This window comes from Phytohabitans sp. LZ39, from assembly GCF_059359075.1.
Window position 1 is genome coordinate 196652 of record NZ_JCADBM010000004.1, and the last position, 19482, is coordinate 216133.

Annotated in this window: 21 protein-coding genes and 1 riboswitch; of the genes, 7 read left to right on the forward strand and 14 right to left on the reverse strand. The window is 71.3% G+C overall.

Annotated elements, in window-relative coordinates; genetic code table 11:
• Window positions 1-128 precede the first annotated feature (128 nt).
• Entirely contained in the window at window positions 129-329 is a 201-nt protein-coding gene (locus AC5L36_RS09925; protein WP_441214952.1) for a DUF5999 family protein, read from the forward strand.
• 128 nt (window positions 330-457) lie between these two features.
• Here the strand turns inward: AC5L36_RS09925 and gcvP are convergent, their stop codons facing one another.
• Window positions 458-3217, reverse strand: a complete 2760-nt coding sequence (gcvP, locus tag AC5L36_RS09930) for an aminomethyl-transferring glycine dehydrogenase (RefSeq protein WP_441214654.1) — start codon at window positions 3215-3217, stop codon at window positions 458-460.
• 68 nt (window positions 3218-3285) lie between these two features.
• Window positions 3286-3372, reverse strand: a riboswitch (glycine riboswitch).
• A gap of 70 nt (window positions 3373-3442) precedes the next feature.
• On the opposite strand from gcvP, the gene mgrA reads away from it, so the two are divergent.
• The 4 genes from mgrA (at window position 3443) to AC5L36_RS09950 (ending at window position 6638) form a co-directional block, all read left to right on the forward strand.
• Entirely contained in the window at window positions 3443-4435 is a 993-nt protein-coding gene (mgrA, locus tag AC5L36_RS09935) for an L-glyceraldehyde 3-phosphate reductase (RefSeq protein WP_441214655.1), read from the forward strand.
• Between the two features lie 106 nt (window positions 4436-4541).
• Window positions 4542-5567: a LuxR C-terminal-related transcriptional regulator gene (locus AC5L36_RS09940; protein ID WP_441214656.1), complete on the forward strand. Its 1026-nt coding sequence runs from the start codon at window positions 4542-4544 to the stop codon at window positions 5565-5567.
• Complete coding sequence (locus AC5L36_RS09945) at window positions 5564-6097, forward strand: hypothetical protein (protein WP_441214657.1); 534 nt, start codon at window positions 5564-5566, stop codon at window positions 6095-6097. Before AC5L36_RS09940 ends, AC5L36_RS09945 begins: the two co-directional genes overlap by 4 nt.
• 10 nt (window positions 6098-6107) lie before the next feature.
• Window positions 6108-6638 carry a hypothetical protein gene (locus tag AC5L36_RS09950; protein WP_441214658.1) on the forward strand — a complete coding sequence of 177 codons (531 nt, stop codon included), beginning with the start codon at window positions 6108-6110 and terminating at the stop codon, window positions 6636-6638.
• An 831-nt stretch (window positions 6639-7469) separates the two neighbouring features.
• On the opposite strand, the gene AC5L36_RS09955 is transcribed toward AC5L36_RS09950, so the two are convergent.
• The 9 genes from AC5L36_RS09955 to clsA all read right to left on the reverse strand — a co-directional run bounded on the left by AC5L36_RS09955 (window position 7470) and on the right by clsA (window position 13363).
• Window positions 7470-8045 (reverse strand): MerR family transcriptional regulator, encoded by a 576-nt coding sequence (locus tag AC5L36_RS09955; RefSeq protein WP_441214659.1) that lies wholly within the window; start codon window positions 8043-8045, stop codon window positions 7470-7472.
• 129 nt (window positions 8046-8174) lie between these two features.
• Window positions 8175-8639: a bifunctional nuclease family protein gene (locus AC5L36_RS09960; protein ID WP_441214660.1), complete on the reverse strand. Its 465-nt coding sequence runs from the start codon at window positions 8637-8639 to the stop codon at window positions 8175-8177.
• A 117-nt stretch (window positions 8640-8756) separates the two neighbouring features.
• Window positions 8757-9401, reverse strand: a complete 645-nt coding sequence (gene ftsR, locus AC5L36_RS09965) for a transcriptional regulator FtsR (protein ID WP_441214661.1) — start codon at window positions 9399-9401, stop codon at window positions 8757-8759.
• 51 nt (window positions 9402-9452) lie between these two features.
• Window positions 9453-9899 carry an oxoglutarate dehydrogenase inhibitor Odhl gene (odhI, locus tag AC5L36_RS09970; protein WP_441214662.1) on the reverse strand — a complete coding sequence of 149 codons (447 nt, stop codon included), beginning with the start codon at window positions 9897-9899 and terminating at the stop codon, window positions 9453-9455.
• Between the two features lie 118 nt (window positions 9900-10017).
• Window positions 10018-10398: a glycine cleavage system protein GcvH gene (gcvH, locus tag AC5L36_RS09975; protein WP_441214663.1), complete on the reverse strand. Its 381-nt coding sequence runs from the start codon at window positions 10396-10398 to the stop codon at window positions 10018-10020.
• Between the two features lie 15 nt (window positions 10399-10413).
• Window positions 10414-11448 (reverse strand): DUF881 domain-containing protein, encoded by a 1035-nt coding sequence (locus AC5L36_RS09980; protein WP_441214664.1) that lies wholly within the window; start codon window positions 11446-11448, stop codon window positions 10414-10416.
• A gap of 4 nt (window positions 11449-11452) precedes the next feature.
• On the reverse strand, window positions 11453-11785 hold the full coding sequence (locus AC5L36_RS09985; RefSeq protein ID WP_308715871.1) for a small basic family protein: 333 nt from the start codon (window positions 11783-11785) through the stop codon (window positions 11453-11455).
• Window positions 11782-12654, reverse strand: coding sequence for a DUF881 domain-containing protein (locus AC5L36_RS09990; protein ID WP_441214665.1), 873 nt, complete (start codon window positions 12652-12654; stop codon window positions 11782-11784). Before AC5L36_RS09990 ends, AC5L36_RS09985 begins: the two co-directional genes overlap by 4 nt.
• 121 nt (window positions 12655-12775) lie before the next feature.
• Window positions 12776-13363, reverse strand: a complete 588-nt coding sequence (gene clsA, locus AC5L36_RS09995; protein WP_441214666.1) for a cardiolipin synthase ClsA — start codon at window positions 13361-13363, stop codon at window positions 12776-12778.
• A 230-nt stretch (window positions 13364-13593) separates the two neighbouring features.
• On the opposite strand from clsA, the gene AC5L36_RS10000 reads away from it, so the two are divergent.
• Entirely contained in the window at window positions 13594-14976 is a 1383-nt protein-coding gene (locus AC5L36_RS10000; protein ID WP_441214667.1) for a cellulase family glycosylhydrolase, read from the forward strand.
• 275 nt (window positions 14977-15251) lie between these two features.
• Here the strand turns inward: AC5L36_RS10000 and AC5L36_RS10005 are convergent, their stop codons facing one another.
• From AC5L36_RS10005 to AC5L36_RS10015, 3 genes are read right to left on the reverse strand one after another with little or no spacing between them, the layout of a single operon-like run.
• A complete protein-coding gene (locus AC5L36_RS10005; RefSeq protein WP_441214668.1) occupies window positions 15252-16193 on the reverse strand; it encodes an ABC transporter substrate-binding protein in 942 nt (313 codons plus the stop codon).
• A 6-nt stretch (window positions 16194-16199) separates the two neighbouring features.
• A complete protein-coding gene (locus tag AC5L36_RS10010) occupies window positions 16200-17318 on the reverse strand; it encodes a 5-methyltetrahydropteroyltriglutamate--homocysteine S-methyltransferase (RefSeq protein WP_441214669.1) in 1119 nt (372 codons plus the stop codon).
• A 20-nt stretch (window positions 17319-17338) separates the two neighbouring features.
• The gene (locus tag AC5L36_RS10015; RefSeq protein ID WP_441214670.1) at window positions 17339-17782 is read right to left on the reverse strand and encodes a GNAT family N-acetyltransferase; all 444 of its coding nucleotides are present in this window, start codon (window positions 17780-17782) and stop codon (window positions 17339-17341) included.
• A 106-nt stretch (window positions 17783-17888) separates the two neighbouring features.
• Here AC5L36_RS10015 and AC5L36_RS10020 point away from each other — a divergent pair, with 106 nt between their 5' ends.
• On the forward strand, window positions 17889-18356 hold the full coding sequence (locus AC5L36_RS10020; protein ID WP_441214671.1) for a MarR family winged helix-turn-helix transcriptional regulator: 468 nt from the start codon (window positions 17889-17891) through the stop codon (window positions 18354-18356).
• A gap of 25 nt (window positions 18357-18381) precedes the next feature.
• On the opposite strand, the gene AC5L36_RS10025 is transcribed toward AC5L36_RS10020, so the two are convergent.
• On the reverse strand, window positions 18382-19365 hold the full coding sequence (locus AC5L36_RS10025; RefSeq protein ID WP_441214672.1) for a pectate lyase family protein: 984 nt from the start codon (window positions 19363-19365) through the stop codon (window positions 18382-18384).
• Window positions 19366-19482: the final 117 nt, after the last annotated feature.

Sequence of the window (19482 nt, forward strand, 5' to 3'; positions counted from 1 at the left end):
CTCATCCGAAGGGTGGATTCTCCCGTGTTAGTGCCATTACTTGTTCGAAAGAGTGTCGTTCTGCTTGGTAGCGTGCGTCACTGGTCATGTGAACCGTGACACAGCACCCCCACAGTCCGGAGAACCCGATGTGTCCGCACCAACCGTCCTGCCCCTCCGCTGAAGCCACCGACAGGGATGCCGCACGCGTCGTCGCGTGTTTCCCGGAGCAAGGCTGGAGCCTTCTCTGTAACGGCGTAATCGTCTTCGAGGACACCGGTGAGCTTCTGCCCGACGGCAGGACCATCGCCCCCCACCGCGGCCCGGCACGCCACGCCCTCGCCGCCTGAGACCCGGCACGCTCCATCTGAGTGAGCATGCCACCAGCCTCGCCCCCAACGTTCGCGGGCTGAGGCTCTCGACGGACACCGTCGTCCCTCATCGATAAGGCCGGCCGTAACACCGCGCGGCCATGTCGTCACGCGTAGGAGTCGACCGGCGGGCACGCGCACACAAGGTTGCGGTCGCCGAACGCTCCGTCGATGCGCCGGACCGGCGGCCAGTACTTCGCGGACCGGTCCACCCCCGCCGGATAGGCGGCCACCGAGCGCGGGTACGGGTGGGTCCACTCGTCCGCCGTGACCATCGACGCCGTGTGCGGCGCGTTGGCGAGCGGGTTGTCCCCGCCCCACGAAGCGACCGAATCGATCTCCGAGCGGATGGCGATCATCGCGTCGCAGAAGCGGTCGAGCTCGGCCAGGTCCTCCGACTCCGTCGGCTCGACCATCAGGGTGCCGGCCACCGGAAACGACATCGTCGGTGCGTGGAAGCCGTAGTCGATCAGGCGCTTGGCCACGTCGTCGACGCTCACGCCGGTCGCCTTGGTCAGCGGGCGCAGGTCGAGGATGCACTCGTGGGCGACAAGACCCTTGTTGCCCGAGTACAGCACCGGGTAGTGCTCGCGCAGCCGCGCGGCCACGTAGTTGGCGGCGAGCACCGCGGCGCCGGTCGCCCGCATCAGCCCGTCCGGCCCCATCATCCGCAGGTACGCCCACGGAATCGGCAGGATGCCCGCCGAGCCGTGCGGCGCCGCCGACACCGACGTGGGCATGAACGGGGCGAGGTGCCCGCGCACCGCCACCGGGCCGACGCCGGGGCCTCCCCCGCCGTGCGGGATGCAGAACGTCTTGTGCAGGTTGAGGTGCGACACGTCGGCACCGAACCGCCCCGGCTTGGCGTACCCGACGAGCGCGTTGAGGTTGGCCCCGTCGACGTACACCTGCCCGCCCGCGTCGTGCACCTTGGCGCAGAGCGAGGCGATGCCCGTCTCGTACACGCCGTGGGTGGACGGGTAGGTGACCATGACCGCGGCCAGCGAGTCACGGTGATCGGCGATTTTGCGGTCGAGGTCGACGAGGTCGACGTTGCCGTCGGCGTCGCAGGCCACCACGACCACGCGCATGCCGGCCATCACCGCGCTGGCCGCGTTGGTGCCGTGTGCGCTGGACGGGATGAGGCACACGGTGCGGCCCGTGTCGCCGCGCGACAGGTGGTATCCGCGGATGGCCAGCAACCCGGCCAGTTCACCCTGGGAGCCGGCATTGGGCTGGACGCTCACCGCGTCGTACCCGGTGATCTCGGCCAGCCACCCCTCGAGCTGGGAGATCATCGCGGTGTAGCCGGTCGCCTGGGCGGCCGGCGCGAAGGGGTGCACATCCGCGAACTCCGGCCAGGTGATCGGCTCCATCTCGGTGGTGGCGTTGAGCTTCATCGTGCAGGAGCCGAGCGGGATCATGCCGCGGTCGAGCGCGTAGTCCTTGTCGGCGAGCCGCCGCAGGTAGCGCAGCATGGCGGTCTCGGAGTGGTGGCTGTGGAAGACCGGGTGGGTGAGGTACTCCGACGACCGCGGCAGCGGCACCGTGGCGGTGACCGGCTCGACCGGGTCGACGCCGAAGGCCGCCCACACCGCCGACAAATGCGACAAAGTCGTCGTCTCGTCGCAGGCGATGCCCACCGCGTCGTCCGTGACGAGCCGCAGGTTGACGCCGCGCGCGGCCGCCTCCGCGACCACGGCGGAAGCCCGTCCGGGCACCACCGCGGTCACCGTGTCGAAGAAGTCGTCCGAGGCCAGCGAGATCCCGCCGGCCCGCAGGCCCGCCGCGAGCGTGGCGGCCCGGCCGGCCACCCGGGACGCGATCGCGCGCAGGCCCTCGGGACCGTGGTAGACCGCGTACATGCTGGCCATCACGGCGAGCAGCACCTGGGCGGTGCAGATGTTGCTGGTCGCCTTCTCACGCCGGATGTGCTGCTCGCGGGTTTGCAGCGCCAGCCGGTAGGCCGGGGCGCCGTCCGCGTCGCGGGACACCCCGACGAGCCGCCCGGGCAGCATCCGCTCCAGGCCCGCGCGCACCACCAGGTAGCCGGCGTGCGGACCGCCGAATCCCATGGGTACACCGAAGCGCTGGGTGGTGCCGGCGGCGATGTCGGCGCCGATCTCGCCCGGCGGGCGGAGCAGCGTCAGCGCGAGCAGGTCGGCGGCGACGGTCACCAGCGCACCGGCGGCGTGCGCGCCGTCGACGAGCGCGGCGTGGTCGCGCACCGCGCCCGAGGCACCGGGGTACTGGAGGTGGAGCCCGAAGAACTCGTCCGGCAGCGGCTCGGCGTCGAGGTCGAGCACCCGCACCGTGATGCCCAGCGGCTCGGCGCGGGTCTGGATGACGGAGAGAGTCTGCGGCAACGCGTCGGCGTCCACCACGTACACCTGGCTGGGGCTCTTGCTCGCGCGGCGGGCGAGGGTCATCGCCTCGGCCGCGGCGGTCGCCTCGTCGAGCATGGAGGCGTTGGCGGTGGTGAGGCCGGTGAGGTCGGCGACCATGGTCTGGAAGTTGAGCAGCGCCTCCAGGCGCCCCTGGCTGATCTCCGGCTGGTACGGGGTGTACGCCGTGTACCAGGCGGGGCTCTCCAGCACGTTGCGGCGGATCACGGCCGGCGTGTGGGTGCCGTGGTAGCCGAGGCCGATCATCGAGACCGCCACGGTGTTGCGGGTGGCGAGCGCGCGCAGCTCGGCGAGCGCCTCCTCCTCGGTGGCGGCCGGCGGCAGGTCGAGCCCGTCGTGCCAGCGGATGACCTCGGGGATCGCGGCGTCCATCAGCTCGTCGAGCGAGCCGTAGCCGACGGTCTCCAGCATGCGCCGCTGCTCGGCGGCGGACGGTCCGATGTGGCGGGCGGCGAAACTCATCGGCGACTCCCGGGAAGGTCGGCTGTCCAACCTCCCCCTCTGTCGCGCCACTGCGCGCTCCAGAGTCGCCTGCCCTCGCGGTCCTTTTGCCTGAGAGGTTCCGGGGAGGATTTGCCCCTTCGGCGCCGTGTAACGGTCTCTCCCGCGCGGGTGGTACCGGCAAGGTTCAACCTACCAGGATCCGTGTTTCGGCTACGTGTCACAGGATGCGGTTAAGGTCACGGCGTGACCTACGAAGCCGCGGTTGACCGCTACGAATCCATGACCTACCGCCGCGCCGGGCGCAGCGGGCTCCGGCTGCCGGCGATCTCGCTCGGCCTGTGGCACAACTTCGGCCACGGCCGCCCGCTCGACACCCAGCGGGAGATCCTGCGGCGCGCGTTCGACCTCGGCGTGACCCACATCGACCTGGCCAACAACTACGGGCCGCCGGCCGGCGCCGCGGAGGAAAACTTCGGGCGGGTGCTGGCGACCGACTTCCGGGCCCACCGCGACGAGCTGGTCATCTCCTCCAAGGCCGGCTATTACATGTGGCCCGGGCCGTACGGCGAGTGGGGTTCCCGCAAGTACCTGATCTCGTCGCTCGACCAGTCGCTGCGCCGGATGGGCCTCGACTACGTCGACATCTTCTACCACCACCGCCCGGATCCGGACACTCCGGTCGAGGAGTCGATGGCGGCGCTCGACCAGATCGTGCGCTCCGGCAAGGCGCTCTACGTCGGCATCTCCAACTACAACTCCCAGCAGACCGCGGCCGCCGCGGCGGTGCTGCGTGAGCTGGGCACGCCACTGCTGATCCACCAGCCGTCGTACTCGATGGTCAACCGCTGGATCGAGCGCGACGGGCTGCTCGGCACGCTGGAGGCGGCGGGCGCCGGCTGCATCGCGTTCAGCCCGCTCGCCCAGGGCATGCTCACCGACCGCTACCTGGGCGGCATCCCGGCCGACTCGCGGATCGCCACCGGCGGGTTCCTCCAGGAGAGCGCGCTGACCGACGAGACGATGGGCAAGGTGCGCGCGCTCAACGAGATCGCCGGCCGGCGGGGGCAGTCGCTCGCCCAGCTCGCGCTCGCCTGGGCGCTGCGCGACCCGCGCATGACGAGCCTCATCATCGGCGCCAGCAGCGTGGCCCAGTTGGAGGCCAACGTGGCCGCGCTCGACAACCTCGGCTTCACCGGCGACGAGCTCGCCGAGATCGACAAGTACGCCACGGAGTAGCCCGCTCAGGTGCGCTTTACTGCAAGATCAGGTCACGAAGAGGTCACGGGCGTGGCTTCGGTTTGACGCAGGCTGGTTGCATGGGCCCCGCACGGGGGAGGTGTCGATGCTTCGATCCCGCGACGCCTTGGCGACGGCGCCACCGGCACCGTCACTGGTGCCTTGGGGCATGTCGCCGGACGCGGATCTGGTCTACCGCACGCTGGTCACGTTCGGGCCGGCGGCCGCGGCAGACCTCGAGCGGAGCCTCGGCATGTCCCGGCGGCGGGTCCAGGCCGCCCTCGACGAGCTCGCCGCCGCCGGTGCCGCGCGCACCGGTCCGACGACGCCGCGCCGGGGGCTGATCTGGACCCCGCGACCACCCGACGAGGTGATCGCGGACCGGCGCCGGGCCCGGCTCCGGCTGGTGCGCACAGGGGCGCAGGAGGCGCGCGAGCCGTTGCCGCTCGGCGACGACCTGCGGCACCTGCCGAGCCGGGCCGCCACCCGCGACCGCCTCGCCGAGCTGGTGCGGATCGCCCGCCACGAGCACTTGGCGATCAACACCGAGCCGCGGTTCGACACCGAGTCGAGCCGCTCGGCCGCCCCCATGGACCGCGCGCTGGTCGACCATGGGGTCCGCGTCCGCGTGCTCGGCGTGCAGCCACCCGACCGCCGGTGGCTCTCCCCGCCGCCCGGAAAACCGGACGGACGCCGTCCGGAGTACCGGGAGGCTCCGTCCGTTCCGATGAAGCTCATCGTCGTCGACCGCAAGGTCGCGCTCTTCCCGGTCGCCCCCGCCGACTTCAGCCGGGGCTACCTGGAGGTGGCGCAGCCACCGGTCGTCTCCGCCCTGGTCGCCCTTTTCGAACGGCACTGGGAGACCGCCCAGCCGCCGCAGGAGCACACCTTGTACGACATCGCGCTCGACCCCCGCGAACGCTCGCTCATCGAGCTCCTCGCGCGCGGTCACACCGACGCAAGCGCCGCTCGCGAGCTGCGCATCAGCGCCCGTTCCGTGTCCTACATCCTGCGCGGCCTGATGGACCGCCTGGGCGTCGACAACCGCTTCCAGCTCGGCCTCGCGATCGGCGCGATGCGCACCGCGCAGCCGGCCGAGCCGCCCCCGCCCGCGGGAGAGGATGACCGATGATCCGCCGTGCCCTCGCCGTGCTGGCCGCCGCGCTGGTGCTGGCCACCTCGGCCGCCACGGCCGCACACGCCGACCCGTCGTGGAGCACCCAGCTCCCCTGCGCCAGCGGCGGCATCGCCGCCCAGTGGATCGGCGAAGACGACCAGGGCCGCACCACCACCTGGCTCTCCGGCACGATCGAGCCGTGCGGCCCGGCCGGCGAGGGTGAGCGCTTCGGCTTCGTCTACTACGTGCGCGACCGCGAGGCACCCGGCCCGGTCGGCTACGTGTTCTACGAGCGGCTGCGCCAGTACGCCCCGGGCCAGACCACGTTCGCGGGCACCATCGACCCGACCGTCGAGCACAACAACGGCGCGCTGATCGGCGTCTGCCTCGCCTACGGCCCGGGCCACCTCGTCGACTGCGTCCAGCCCCTCACCGACGACGGCCCGCCGCGCCCGCCCCTGCCGCCCACACACGACCTGGCCGGGCTGCCTGTGTCACCGTTCGCCCCGGTCGGCACCGAGCCCAACTGCGCCACCTGCGTCTGAAGGAGGACCGTTGAAGCGCCGAGCGACACTCGCCATCGCGCTGGTGGCGACACTGCTGCTGGGGGCCTCCCCGGCCGCCGCCGCCGAGACCTGGGCCACGCGGCTGACCTGCGCGGACGGTGAGTTCACCGGCCAGTGGGACGCCGAAGACGACATGGGCCGCCTGGTCACCTGGCTCGCCGGGTGGATCGAGCCCTGCGAGACCCCCGACGCGGACGAACGCTTCGGCTTCGTCTACTTCGTGCAGCGCCCCGACGAGACGACGCCGCGCGCGTACGTCATCGAGTCGCGGCTGCGCCCCTACGACGAGGGCCGGACCTTCTTCGAGGGCGCGATCGACCCGGCCGTGGAGGAGCACACCGGTCCGCTGATCGGGGTCTGCCTCGCGTACGCCCCCGGCCGCCTCGTCGCCTGCGACCAGCCGCCGCGCCGCCCCGGCCAGGAGCTGCCGCCGCTGCCGCCACTGCCCGACCTCGGCACGATCAAGGTCACCCCCGGCGACCCCTACAGCACCCAGCCCAACTGCGCCACCTGCGTCTAGGGGTTTCATTTCTGCCCCGGTCCGCGTCACCTGCGGACCGTATGCGCGGGGTCCCCGGGAAAACGTGGAGCGCGGCGGAGCGTTTTTTTGGGGTGCTTTCCCGCGGGCACCGCTCCGGCCGGCGGCTCGCCAGCGCGAGCCGAGAATCCCCGGCCTCCGCTGCCGGGTCCGCGGTTCAAGCCCTCCGCGGCCGGGGCGCTTTGTCTGTTTCCTGCCGTCGCCGCGGAGACTTCGTCGCCGGAGTAACGCCGTGACGGCGCGAGCTGCCGAGGATTCCAGATCTTGGAGAGTTTGGGCGCCATATCAACCCTAAGCGTCCTAGATCTGAAAGTCGGTCGTGCTGCCCGCTCACGCTTTGTGACCTCCGAGGTGGGGCGGACGGTCGGCTTGAAGCGCCCCACGACCCTGGGCCGCCTCAGAGATGGGGAAAACCAGACCCAGGGGTGATGATCCCCTCGGCAGGCGATCTCCACCTAGCCACCTGTCCGCGCGGAGCGCACGCCACACCCGCGCCGGTAAAAGAGCATCGCTGTGTGAAGGGTCGGCCTGGGCCCCTCGGCGTCGGTCGCAGGGGTGTTGGACGGCAGGGCCGTGCGGTGCCGCGGTGAGCGCTGTCACATCGGGGGCCCAGGGGCGGGCGCCGCCGGCGCACCGATCTCGGCCTGCGCGCACGCTCAGCGGCTGCGGCCGGTGTCGCGGGCGCACAGCCGGCGCGGCGGGCGGGGCGGTGGAGGGTCAGCCGGCGCGGCAGGCGCGGTGGTGGAGGGTCAGCCGGCGCGGCAGGCGCGGTGGTGGAGGGTCAGCCGGCGCGGCAGGCGCGGTGGTGGAGGATCAGCCGGCGCGGCGGCGGGCTCGGCGGGCGGCCAGCTCGTCGCCCACGGCGCCGGAGTCGTCGTCCGCCTCCTCCTCGGCCGCCTCCGTGGTCACCGGGGCGCCGGCCGCGGGCTCGGCGGGCAGGTGGGAGAGCGAGCCCTGGATCTCCTTGAAGGCGCCGCCGATCGCGATGCCGAACACGCCCTGCCCGCCCTGGAGCAGGTCGACGACCTCCTCCGGCGAGCGGCACTCGTACACCGTCGTGCCGTCGGAGATGAGCGTGATGCCGGCCAGGTCCTCGACGCCGCGGGAGCGGAGGGTCTCGATGGCCTTGCGGATGTTCTGGAGGGAGACGCCGGCGTCCAGCAAGCGCTTGACCACCTTGAGCACGACCAGGTCGCGGAAGGAGTACAGCCGCTGGGTGCCGGAGCCCGAGGCGTCCCGGATGCTCGGCACCACCAGCGCCGTGCGCGCCCAGTAGTCGAGCTGGCGGTAGCTGATCCCGACCGCGTGGCAGGCGGTCACGCCGCGATATCCGACGGTGTCGACCTCGACGCCACCCACGGCGGCGGCGGAGGAGGAACCCTCATCCATGTGGCAACCTCCCAACGGGGCCGTGCAAGCTGCCGCTCGCAAAAGGGCCCGGGAACGGCCCAACCCTATAGCGCACCTGGAGGGTTCCCGGGGAAGCATTCGCACGACACGCCGCCCGTGGGCGACGGATCACCCCGCGAAGTCCTCCGGGCGGACCTGCTCCAGGAACTCCCGGAACTTCTCCACTTCGTCTTCCTGCTCGTCGGGTATCACGATGCCGGCCTCACTCAGCACCTGGTCGGCGCAGCGGATCGGGGCGCCCACGCGGAGCGCGAGGGCGATCGAGTCGCTCGGCCGGGCGGAGACGCGGAGGCCGTCGCCGATGAGCAGGTCGGCGTAGAACACGTTTTCCTTCAGCTCGGTGATCTCGACCGCGCGCAGCGGCGCCTTGAGGGCCGCCAGGATGTCGCGCAACAGGTCGTGGGTGAGTGGCCGGGCCGGTTTCACGCCCTGCTGCTCGTACGCGATCGCGGTGGCTTCGACCGCGCCGATCCAGATCGGCAGGTAACGGTCGCCCTCGACCTCCCTGAGCAGCACGATCGGCTGGTTGCTGGGCAGCTCCACCCGCACCCCGACCACGCTCAGCTCGCGCACCGCCGCCTCCGTGTGGTTGTGTCTTTCCCGCCCTCACCGTCACGGTACACGGGCCGCCGGTGGCCCGTCCCCCACGGTTTGTGTCAACGACACCTGGGCCAACGGCCCCAAAAAACCTCAGCGCCCCAACGCCTCCCGCAGCCCCGCCCGCACGAGTGCCGCGTGCAACTGCTGTGAGAGGCGCACCAGGTCGTCGGCGGTCTGTGCGGCGCGGGCCCGGGCCGCCGGGTCGTTCTGGCGCGCCAGCGGCGCCACCAGCTGGGCGAAAAGGCCCACCTCGCGATCGGCCGCCGAACGGTAGGCGCGCAGGTGGCGCGGCTCCAGCCCGAACGCGGCCAGGCCGGCGACCGCCGTGGCGACGGCCAGCGCGTCGGCGTCGTAGCGGCCGGGGGCGATCGGGGCGAGCAGGCCCAGCCGCTCGACCTCGACCAGCGTCGGCTCGTCCAGCCCTGAGCGCTCGATCAGCTGGTCGCGGGAGAGCCGGGAGTCGCCTTCCGGCGCGGGGCCGACCGCCACCAAACGCACCGGAGTGGCGTCCCGCTGGGCGAGCTGCTCGCGGATCACGCGCAGCGGCAGGTACTGGTCGCGCTGCGCGCTCAGCACGAACCGCAGCCGGGCGACGTCCTCCCAGCTGTACTTGCGGTAGCCGGCCGCCGTGCGCCGTGGCTCGACGAGCCCCTCGGCCTCCAGGAAGCGCAGCTTGGAGATGGTGGTGTCGGGAAACTCCGCGCGCAGCTCAGCCAGCACCTCGCCGATGCTCATGTGAGCCGACGGCGAAGGCGGGCCGGCCGGCGAGGGCGAAGCCGACACTCCCTACCGGCCGTCCTCGTCCGGGCGCGGCCCGGCGATGAACACCAGCCGGAACTTGCCGATCTGCACCTCGTCGCCATTGCTGAGCGTGGCCGCCTCGACCCGCTCGCGGTTGACATACGTGCCGTTGAGGCTGCCCACGTCACGGACGGTGAAGGTGCCGCCGTCGCGGTGGAACTCGGCGTGGCGCCGGGAGACCGTCACGTCGTCGAGGAAGATGTCGCTGTCGGGGTGGCGGCCGCTGGTCGTCACGTCGTGGTCGAGCAGGAAGCGCGCGCCCGCGTTGGGCCCCCGCCGCACGACGAGCAGCGCCATGCCGGGCGGCAGCGAGCCGGACATGCGGCTCGGCACCACGTCCGCGTCGGGACCCTCCAGGACCTCGTCGAGCGAGCCCAGGTTGAGCGTGGACGTGACGTCGAGTGGGGGAAACTCGTCGTCTGGGCGAGTCATCTGACCACCTCACGGATCTATTCGGGCAGCGCTGAACACAGGTCTGGCTCGACTGGGCGAGCCTAGCCAGCGCCGAAATACAGGGTCAACCGGACGCGCGGGCAGAAGCCGCGCGGTGTCAGCTCGCCGTCAACTCACGGTAGGCGGAAGCGGTCAAAAGCCCCTCGACGGCCGCCGGGTCGGCGGGCTCGATCTCGACCAGCCAGCCCTCGCCGTACGGGTCGGTGTTGATGACCTCCGGCTCTTCGGCCAGCTTGTCGTTGCGGGCGGCCACCGTGCCCGTCAGCGGCGCGTAGATCTCCGAAACGCTCTTGGTCGACTCGACCTCGCCGAACGCCTCCCCCGCCGTCACCGCCGTGCCCGGGTCGGGCAGCTGGACGTAGACGATGTCGCCGAGCGCGTCCTGGGCGAAGTGGGTGATGCCCACCCGCACCGGCCCACCGCTCGCCCCGGCCACCCACTCGTGCTCGGCCGTGTATCGCAGATCCTCAGGAATCACAGACGTTCCTTCACATCAAGAGGTGGGACGCGCGTGCTGGAGGCTGGTCGGAGCGCGGAGTGCCGACACGTCGACCACGTCCTGCTCCTGCACGATCACCGTACCGCTGTCGTTTTCCACCGACTCCACCACCCCGCCGGGAATCTGGAGCGCGGTCTCCATGGTCCGCGGTTCGCCGATCACCGAGATCGTGTAGGGCGCGGAGAGCTTGCGCCCGTCGACCTGGATGCCGCCGTCGGAGTCGAGAAACCAGGTCGAGGCCACGATCCGCACCGCGTTGCCGTCCGCGCCGGCGATCTGCATCGCCTCCGCGCCCGCGCCGCGCAGCTCCTGCACGGCGTCGAGGATCGCCGAGGCCTTGAGCCGCTCCGAACCCTCCTGGAACCGCACGGTCAGCCCCGGCCCGCGCGCCGGCAGCGTGCCGGCGAGCACGCCCAGCTCGTCGGCCCGGCGGGTGGCCTCGTCGAGCGCCGCCTGCCGCCCCTGCGCACCCGAGGTGAGCTGCCGCTGGCTGTCCTCCAGGTCCTGGATCTCGTCGCGCAGCCGCTCCTCCTGCGCGTCCAGGTCGGAGAGGATCCGCACCAGGTCCTCCTGGCGCGCGGACGCCAGGCCCGAGTCGGCCGAGTTGCTCTTGACCTGCACCACCAGCGTGAAACCCAGCAGCGCCAGCAGGACCGCGATCACCACACCGGCCGAGCTGATCCGCCGCTTGCCCGCCGCCGGCCGCTCACCCTCCGCGCGCCGTTCCGCTTCCTCATCCGGTACCGGCGCCGCGTCGTCACTCGCGGACTCCGGCTCGGGCGCCGGGTCCGGGTCGGGCGGACCCGCGGGAAGCCGCACGGTCTCCTGGCCGGTGGCGGCCGCGCCGCGCATGTCCAGGCGCACGGTCTCGTGCCCGGGGGCCTCCTCGGGCCCACCCGGGACGTCCAGGCGCACGGTCTGCTGGCCGAGCTCCTCGTCCGGCTCGGGTGCCAGGCTCAGCCGCTCGGTCTCCGGCTCCTCGTCCGGCTCCGGCCAGCCGGTACCAGATGGCTTGTGATCGTCGCTCATGTCATTACGCCTTGAAGAGCCGCCGGCGGATGGCCGCCACGTTGCCGAAGATCCGCACGCCCAGCACGACCACCACGCCGGTGGAGAGCTGCCCGCCCACGCCGAGCTGGTCGCCCAGGTACACGATAAGCGCGGCGACCAGCACGTTCGAGATGAAGGAGATCACGAACTGCTTGTCGTCGAAGATCCCGTCGAGCCGGGCGCGGACGCCACCGAACACGGCGTCGAGCGCGGCCACCACCGCGATCGGCAGGTACGGCTGGAGCGCCGCCGGCACGGTCGGGTCCAGCAGGACACCGAGCACGACGCCGACGGCCAGGGCGAGTACCGCGATCATTTTCCGCCTTCCGTGGCGCGAGGGGTGGGCGTGGCGGTGGGCGACGGCGTCGCGTAGCGCAGGTGCGGGTCGGACGCGGCCGGCAGGGTGAGGTTGTCGACCTGCCGGACCGAAAAGGACATGCCCTCGTCCTCGACCAGCGCCCGGAAGAGCCGCGCCGTGTCGCTGTCCTTGAAGTCGTCGTCGAGGTCGTCCGGGCCGATCGCGCGCACCACGTACGGGCGCTTGACCGGCCGGAAGTCGACCAGGATGGCCGAGCCGGCCGCCCGGATCGTCGAGGTGGCGGTGAGCCGCTGGTCGTTGATCGAGATGGCCTCGGCGCCGGCGCTCCACAGCGCGTTGGCGATCTCCTGGAGGTCGCGGTCGAGCACCCGGCCCAGGTCGGGTTTGCCGGCGCCGGTGACCGCGTCGACGGCGTCCGGCGCGTCGTCGAGCCGCACCTCCACGCCGTCGCCGCGCACGCGCGCCAGCCCGGCGGCCGCCTCCTGGTCGCGCAGCCGGGCCGCGTCACGGTCGTCGAGCACCGCGTCGCGCTGGCGGGCCACCTCGTCGCGCAGCTGGTCGGCCTCGCGCTGGAGCGCGTCGGTGGCGTCCTGGCGCTGCCCGATCTGGTCGACCAGGCCGGCCCGCGCCTGGCTGCGGGAGGGCTCGTCGGCCACCGTCTGCCTGTACGCCACCACCAGCAGGAACCCGACCGCCACCAGCGTCAGCGCGCTCACCACCCGCACGCCGGTCGCCCGCCAGCCGCGCGGCTCGCCGGCGATGGCCTTGCGCTTGGCGGCGTCCGCGTACCCCTGGTCGAGCGGGTTGCGGAACAGCTCGGTGAGGAAGTCCGGCGCGTACACCCGGGTCTTGTCGTTGTCGCTCACCGAGCCTCCGGGTTCGCTCGCTCGTGCGGCGCTGAAGGCGACGTCTTCCCTCGCCGGCCCGAAACCCCGACTTCGTCGACGGGCCAGCTCAGTCCAGACGCCGCCGCGCCAACTCGCTCGCTCACCGCTGTACCGCCCGGGCGCGCACGAGCTGGGCGGTCTGCACGACGTAGAGCGCCGCGGCCACCCAGTAGAGGACCAGCCCCCACCAGGCCAGCCCCCAGCCGATCGGGAAGGCCACCGGCGCCGCGCCGTCGGAGGCGTGCGCGAGCAGCAGCACCGGGAAGGCGGCCAGGATGATGAACGTGGCCGTCTTGCCCACGTAGTGCACGGGCGGCGGACCGTACCCGTGGCGCCGGAGCACCGCCAGGCTCGCCACCAGCACAAGCTCGCGGGCCAGCAGCGCGGCGGTGAACTGCCACGGCACCACCTCGCGCACGGTGAACGCGACGAGCGTGGCGAGGATGTACAGGCGGTCGACGGCCGGGTCGAGCAGCTCGCCCAGGCGGCTGACCTGCTGGAGGCGGCGGGCCACGTATCCGTCGACCCAGTCGGTGGTGCCGCCGATGGCGAGGACGACCACCGCGGCGACGTCGGAGCGCGGGCCCAGCAGAAGATAGAGGAACAGCGGCACGCCGAGCAGCCGCACGAAGCTGATCGCGTTGGGAATCGTGAGGACCCGGGAAGCCTGGGCGCCCTGATGCGACACCGAGCCTCCCTCCGCTCCCCCCTTGCAGCCGTTGCACTATATCCACCTCACCTTTGGGGGGTGCGCGGCACACCCCGCCTGACCTCCCTCCGGCCGCAACTTAACCGGTTGATTTGAGTACTCCATTCATCTACGCTGATGCCGTCACCCAGGGAGCCGGGTGGTCTTTGCGTGGGGCTTCGGGCACAGCCCCCGTCCGATGCCCTTTGGGCTCCTTTACGAGGTGATCCATGAAACGCAAAATCGCGATCGTCGGCGCGGCGGCCCTCGCCCTGCTCGCGTCGGTCCTCTTCTTCGTCAAGCCGGCCGACGCCGCCGTGGGCCTCCGGGTCAGCGGCGGCCGAGTCGTCGAGGCCAACGGCACCAACGTCGTGATGCGCGGCGTCAGCCACCCGCACGTCTGGTACACCGGCCAGACGAGCTCGTTCGCCAACATCAAGGCGACCGGCGCCAACACCGTGCGCGTGGTGCTCGGCAGCGGCCAGCGCTGGGGCCCGAGCAACGACCTGCCCACGGTCGTCAACCTGTGCCGCACCAACCGCCTGCTCTGCGTGCTCGAGGTGCACGACACCACCGGGTACGGCGAGGAGGGCGCGGCGGCCACGCTCGACCAGGCGGCCAGCTACTGGATCAGCCAGCGCAGCGCGCTCGCCGGCACCGAGAACTTCGTCATCATCAACATCGGCAACGAGCCGTTCGGCAACAACGAGCAGGTCAGTGCCACCTGGCCCACCGCCACGTCCAACGCGATCGGCCGGCTGCGCAACGCCGGCTTCGAGCACCTCATCATGGTGGACGCGCCCAACTGGGGCCAGGACTGGCGCTTCATCATGCGCGACAACGCGCAGACGGTCTTCAACAGCGACCCGCAGCGCAACACCGTCTTCTCCGTGCACATGTACGGCGTCTTCGACACCGCCGCGGAGATCACCGACTACCTGGGCCGCTTCCGCACCGCGGGGCTGCCGATCGTGGTCGGCGAGTTTGGCCACAACCACTCTGACGGCAACCCCGACGAAGACACCATCATGTCGTACACCCAGGCCAACGGCATCGGGTACATCGGCTGGAGCTGGAGCGGCAACGGCGGCGGCGTCGAATACCTCGACATGGTCACCAACTTCAACCCCGCCCAGCTGACGTCGTGGGGCACCCGGATCATCAACGGCGCCAACGGCATCCGGCAGACCTCGCGGGAGCTGAGCTGGTTCGGCGGCAACCCGACCACGGCGCCCACGACCAGCCGCCCGCCGACCACCACGCCGACGACGCCGCCGACGACCGCACCGACCACCTCGCCCCCGCCCGGGGGGCGCAGTTGCTCGGTCACGTACGCGGTGGCCAACCAGTGGGGCGGCGGCTTCCAGGGCGAGGTGCGCGTGACCGCCGGCAGCTCCGCGATCAGCGGGTGGACGGTCACCTGGACCTTCCCGTCCGGACAGACCGTCAACCAGGCCTGGAACGCGCAGGTGACGTCGAGCGGATCGAGCGTGACCGCCCGCAACATGACCTACAACGGCAATCTGGGCGCGGGGGCCACCACCGCGTTCGGCTTCATCGGCACCTGGAACGGCACCAACACCAACCCGACTCCTACCTGTACGGCCAGCTGATCGGTTTCTTGGGGGCCCCGCCGCGCTGGCGGGGCCCCTTTGGTTGCGGTTACCCCGCCTCCGGCGGGGCCTCGGGCTCCGGACGGGGCCGCCCGGCCTTGTTTCACGTTGTTGGTGGGTGGTTGCGGTGGGCATGCGGTCGCGGGCCAGCGCACACCGCGTCCCGGTAAGCGGGCGATTCGGCCCACTGGCCGGGATGGCTCATGATCGTTAGCCCGAAAAGGGCGTGACTCGCCGGTCGGAGCGGCCGTATCGGGCTAACGATCATGATGGGCTTACGGGAGTAGGGCGTTCACGTCGGCGGGTGACTCCAGGAGGCCGTCTTGTAGGGCCAGGTCGGCCAGGGTCTGCACCGAGGCGCGGTTGACCTCCGGGGGCCACTTCGGGAGCGTGACCTGGGCGATCACCTCGGGCGTGATCTTCGTGTAGGTGCCGATGACGCGCCTCGCCTCGTCCGGGTTGGCGTCGGCGTAGGCCAGCGACTCGCGCATCGCCTCGGAAAAGCGGCGGACCAGGTCGGGGTCGCTGTCGATCAGGGCGGTCGAGGTGAAGTAGACCGCGACCGTCAGGTTGGGCGCGGCGTCCACGTAGCTCGACGCCACCGAGCGGGCGCCCTGGGCGCGGGCGGCGGACTGGAAGGGCTCGACCATGAAGGCCGCGTCCACCTTGCCGCCCTGGAGCGCCGCGGGCATGTCGGGGAAGGGCAGCTCGGTGAAGCGCAGCGAGGACGCGTCGGCGCCGGCCTCGCGGACCGACGCGCGGACGGTGGTGTCGACGATGTTGCGGAGCGTGTTGACGGCGATGTTGCGGCCGGCGAGGTCGGCGGCGGTGCGGATGGGGCTGTCGGCGCGTACCAGCACGCTGCCGAAGTCCTTGCCGTCCTCACCGGTGGAGTTGTTGCCGTTGCTCACCACCTTGAGCGGCAGGCGCTGCGACTGGGCGAGCAGCAGGCTCACCACGTTGCTGAAGCCGAACTGGTACTGGCCGCTCACCACCGCGGGCACGATCGCCGCGCCGCCCTGGGCGGGGGTGAGGGTGAGGTCGATGTCGCGGTTGGCGAAGAAGCCTTTCTCCTTGCCGAGGTAGATGGGTGCCACGTCGAGGATGGCGATGACGCCGACGTTAACCTTGTCCGGACCCGGGGCCGGAGACTCCTCCGGCGAACCGCCGCAGCCGAAGAGCAGCACGCACACGACGACGAACGAGAGCCGGCGCATGACGACTCACCCCCAGACCTCTGTCGCGGTCTCCACCACGAGGCGCAGCTTGGCGACCTGCTCGTCGTACGTGAGCGTGTTGCCCTCCACTGTGGACGAGAAGCCGCACTGGGGTGACAGGCACAGCTGCTCCAGCGGCACGTACCGGGCCGCCTCGTCGATGCGGCGCTTGAGGTCGTCTTTGCTCTCCAGCTCGCCGCGCTTGGTGGTGACCAGCCCGAGCACGACCATCTTGCCGGGCGGCACGAAGCGCAGCGGGCCGAAGCCGCCGGAGCGGGCGTCGTCGTACTCCAGGAAGAAGCCGTCGACGTCGAGCTGGTTGAAGAGGGCCTCGGCGACGAAGTCGTATCCGCCCTCGGCGGCCCACGAGGAGCGGAAGTTGCCCCGGCACATGTGGGTGGTCACGGCCATCTCGGGCGGGCGGCCGGCGAGCGCGGCGTTGATCTGCCGGATGTACCGCTCGTGCTGGTGCATCGGGTCGCCGCCGTGCGCCGCGACGAGCTCGCGCTGCCGCGGGTCGTTGAGGTAGGCCAGGCTCGTGTCGTCGAGCTGGAGGTAGGTGCAGCCGAGCAGGCCGAGCTGGCGCACCTCCTCGGCGTACGCGGCGGAGAGGTCGTCCCAGAACTGGTCGAGGTCCGGGTAGACCGCGGTGTCGATCGCCGCCCGGCCGCCGCGGTAGTGGACCATGCTGGGCGAGGGGATGGTGAGCTTGGGGATGTTGGTCTTGACCTGCGACTGGAGGTAGGTGAAGGCGTCCGTGAAGATGGGCTGGGCGAGCGAGACGCGGTCGTGCACGCGCAGGGCCGCCGAGCTGAACTCGAGCGTCCCCTCGTCGTTGAAGAACCGCACGGTCAGCTTCTCGTCGGCCGGGTCGATGCCGCCGAGCTGGTAGATGAAGTCCATGTGCCAGGAGGTCCGGCGAAACTCGCCATCGGTGGCCGAGCGCAGGCCGACCTCCTCCTGCATGCGGACGACCTCGGTGATCGCGTCGTCCTCGACCGCGCGGAGCTCGTCGGCGGTGATACGGCCGGCGGCGCGGTCCTCCCGTGCGCGCAGCAGCGCGGCGGGTCGCAACAGGCTGCCGACGTGGTCGGCGCGGAATGGTGGGCGGTTACGCGCATCCATCCGCTCACGATAGACCCAAACTAACCATAAGTATCGATACGCATTCGCACCTTCAGCGCGTCGCGGCCGGTCTCGCGGAATCCGAGGCGGGTGTATAGGGCGTGCGCGCGGGTGTTGACCACGAGCACCTCGAGCGAGATCGCCTGCCCGCGCTCGGCGGCCTCCGCGATCAGCTCGCGCAGCAGCCGCCCACCCACACCCCTTCCCTGGTACACCGGGAGCAGCTCGATCAGCCCGAGAAAGATCCCGTCCGGGCGGCGGTCGACGTCGAGGCGGCCGGCTTCCCGCCCGTTCACCAGGATGATCTTTGTTTTTGTCGGGTCGAAGCCCCGCTCGTGGAAGCCGCGCTGCACCTCCTCGTCCCAGCCCCACGTCGCCTCGACGTAGGGCCGGAGCGAGACCAGGCGCAGCGCCCAGCAGAAGTCGCCGTCGGCCGCCGTCGCGTCCCGCAACGCCACGTGCATGCCACGCAGGCTACGACGCCCCGCTACCAAGAGGGCAGCCCTTTACCCATCGAGGCGGGTAAAGGGCTGCCCACTTGGGAGCGGGGCGCGCCGGTAAAATTCGACCGTGGAGGAGACGCGCTGGCTGACGGCCGAGCAGCAGCGTGCCTGGCGGCGGTTCGCGGCCGTGGTGATGCAGCTGCCCGGCACGCTCGACACCCAGCTCCAGCAGGACGCGCAGATCACACACTTCGGCTACTGGGTGATGGCCATGCTCTCCGAGGCGCCCAGCCGTTCGCTCCGCATGAGCGAGCTGGCCGCGCTCGCCAACGGCTCCCAGTCCCGCCTCTCCCACCTCGTCGGGCGGCTGGAGGAGCGCGGGTGGGTGCGCCGCGAGCGCACGCCCGAAGACGGCCGCGGCTACGTGGCGGTGCTCACCGACGAGGGATACCAGAAGGTGGTGGAGACCGCGCCCGGCCACGTGGAGAAGGTGCGGTCGGTGGTCTTCGACGCGCTCACCCCGGAGCAGATCACCCAGCTCGACGAGATCAGCGCGGCCGTCCTCGCCCGGCTCGACCCGGACGCCACCTGCTGAGAGCGGGTGGCGTCCGGGCGAGACCTCAGATCTTGCCGGTGCCGGCGCCGCTCGTCACCGACGCCTTGACGCTGCTCGCGCTGTCCATCTGGTACGAGTACGGGATGCTCCGGACGCTGCCGCCCTGGTCACCCGAGCCCGAGTTGACGAAGTGGTTGTTGCGCGCGACCAGCGAGCCGGCCGGCGAGCTGCCCTCACCGCGGTGGAACGGGTCCTCGACGTTCTCGAAGTAGTTGCCCTCGACGAGGACGCCGGCCTCGCAGGTGGAGGCGACGCCGTAGCTGCCGACGTTGCGGTAGTAGTTGTTGAACACGTGCACCGGGTTGCCGAAGCGGACCCGGGGGTGGCGCTGGTTGCTGCCGTCGAAGTAGTTGTTGTTGTACGTCACCCGCAGCTTGCCCCGGTCCTCGCCGCCGTTGCTGTCGGAGTGGCCGAGCAGCATCGACTTGTCGTGGCTGAAGAAGCGGTTCCACGACACCGTGACGTAGTCGGACGCGCGCTTGATGTCGACGGCGCCGTCGCTGCCGTTGCTGAAGCTGTTGTGGTCGATCCACACGCGGGTGGAGTACTGCACGTTGATCGCGTCGTCACCCCAGTTCCGGAAGTTGATGTTCCGGATGATGACGTTGCTGACGCTGGCCACGTTGAGCCCGCCGCCGGTGATGGTGGCGCCGCTGCCCACGCCGATGATGGTCTTGTTCGCCGCCACCTTCTGCATGCCGCTGATCGAGATCGTGCCGGAGACCCGGATGACCCGGGCGCCGCTGGCCTGCATGTTGCTGATCAGGTCGGACGAGGTGGTGACGGTCACCGGCGAGGCGCTGCCGCCGCCGCTCGTGCCGCCGCCCTGCGTGGCCCAGCCCTGCATGTTGAACGTGGCGGCGGACGCCTCCGGCATCGCGACCAGGGCGCCGGCCGCGGCGAGTGCCAGTGCGGCGGCGCCGATCGCCGGTCCGCGCCAGCGGCGCGAGCGCGGGCGTTCGGTGTGGTCGGTGCGGTGGAGCGTCATGAGGAAACCTCCCATGGGACGGTGCGCCGTGCACGGCCGGCGCGAGGCAGATCGGCACCGGCGGGCGCGGCGAAGCGGTAGCCCGGAGGACAGGAAAACGCTTTCCAGGTACGAGCG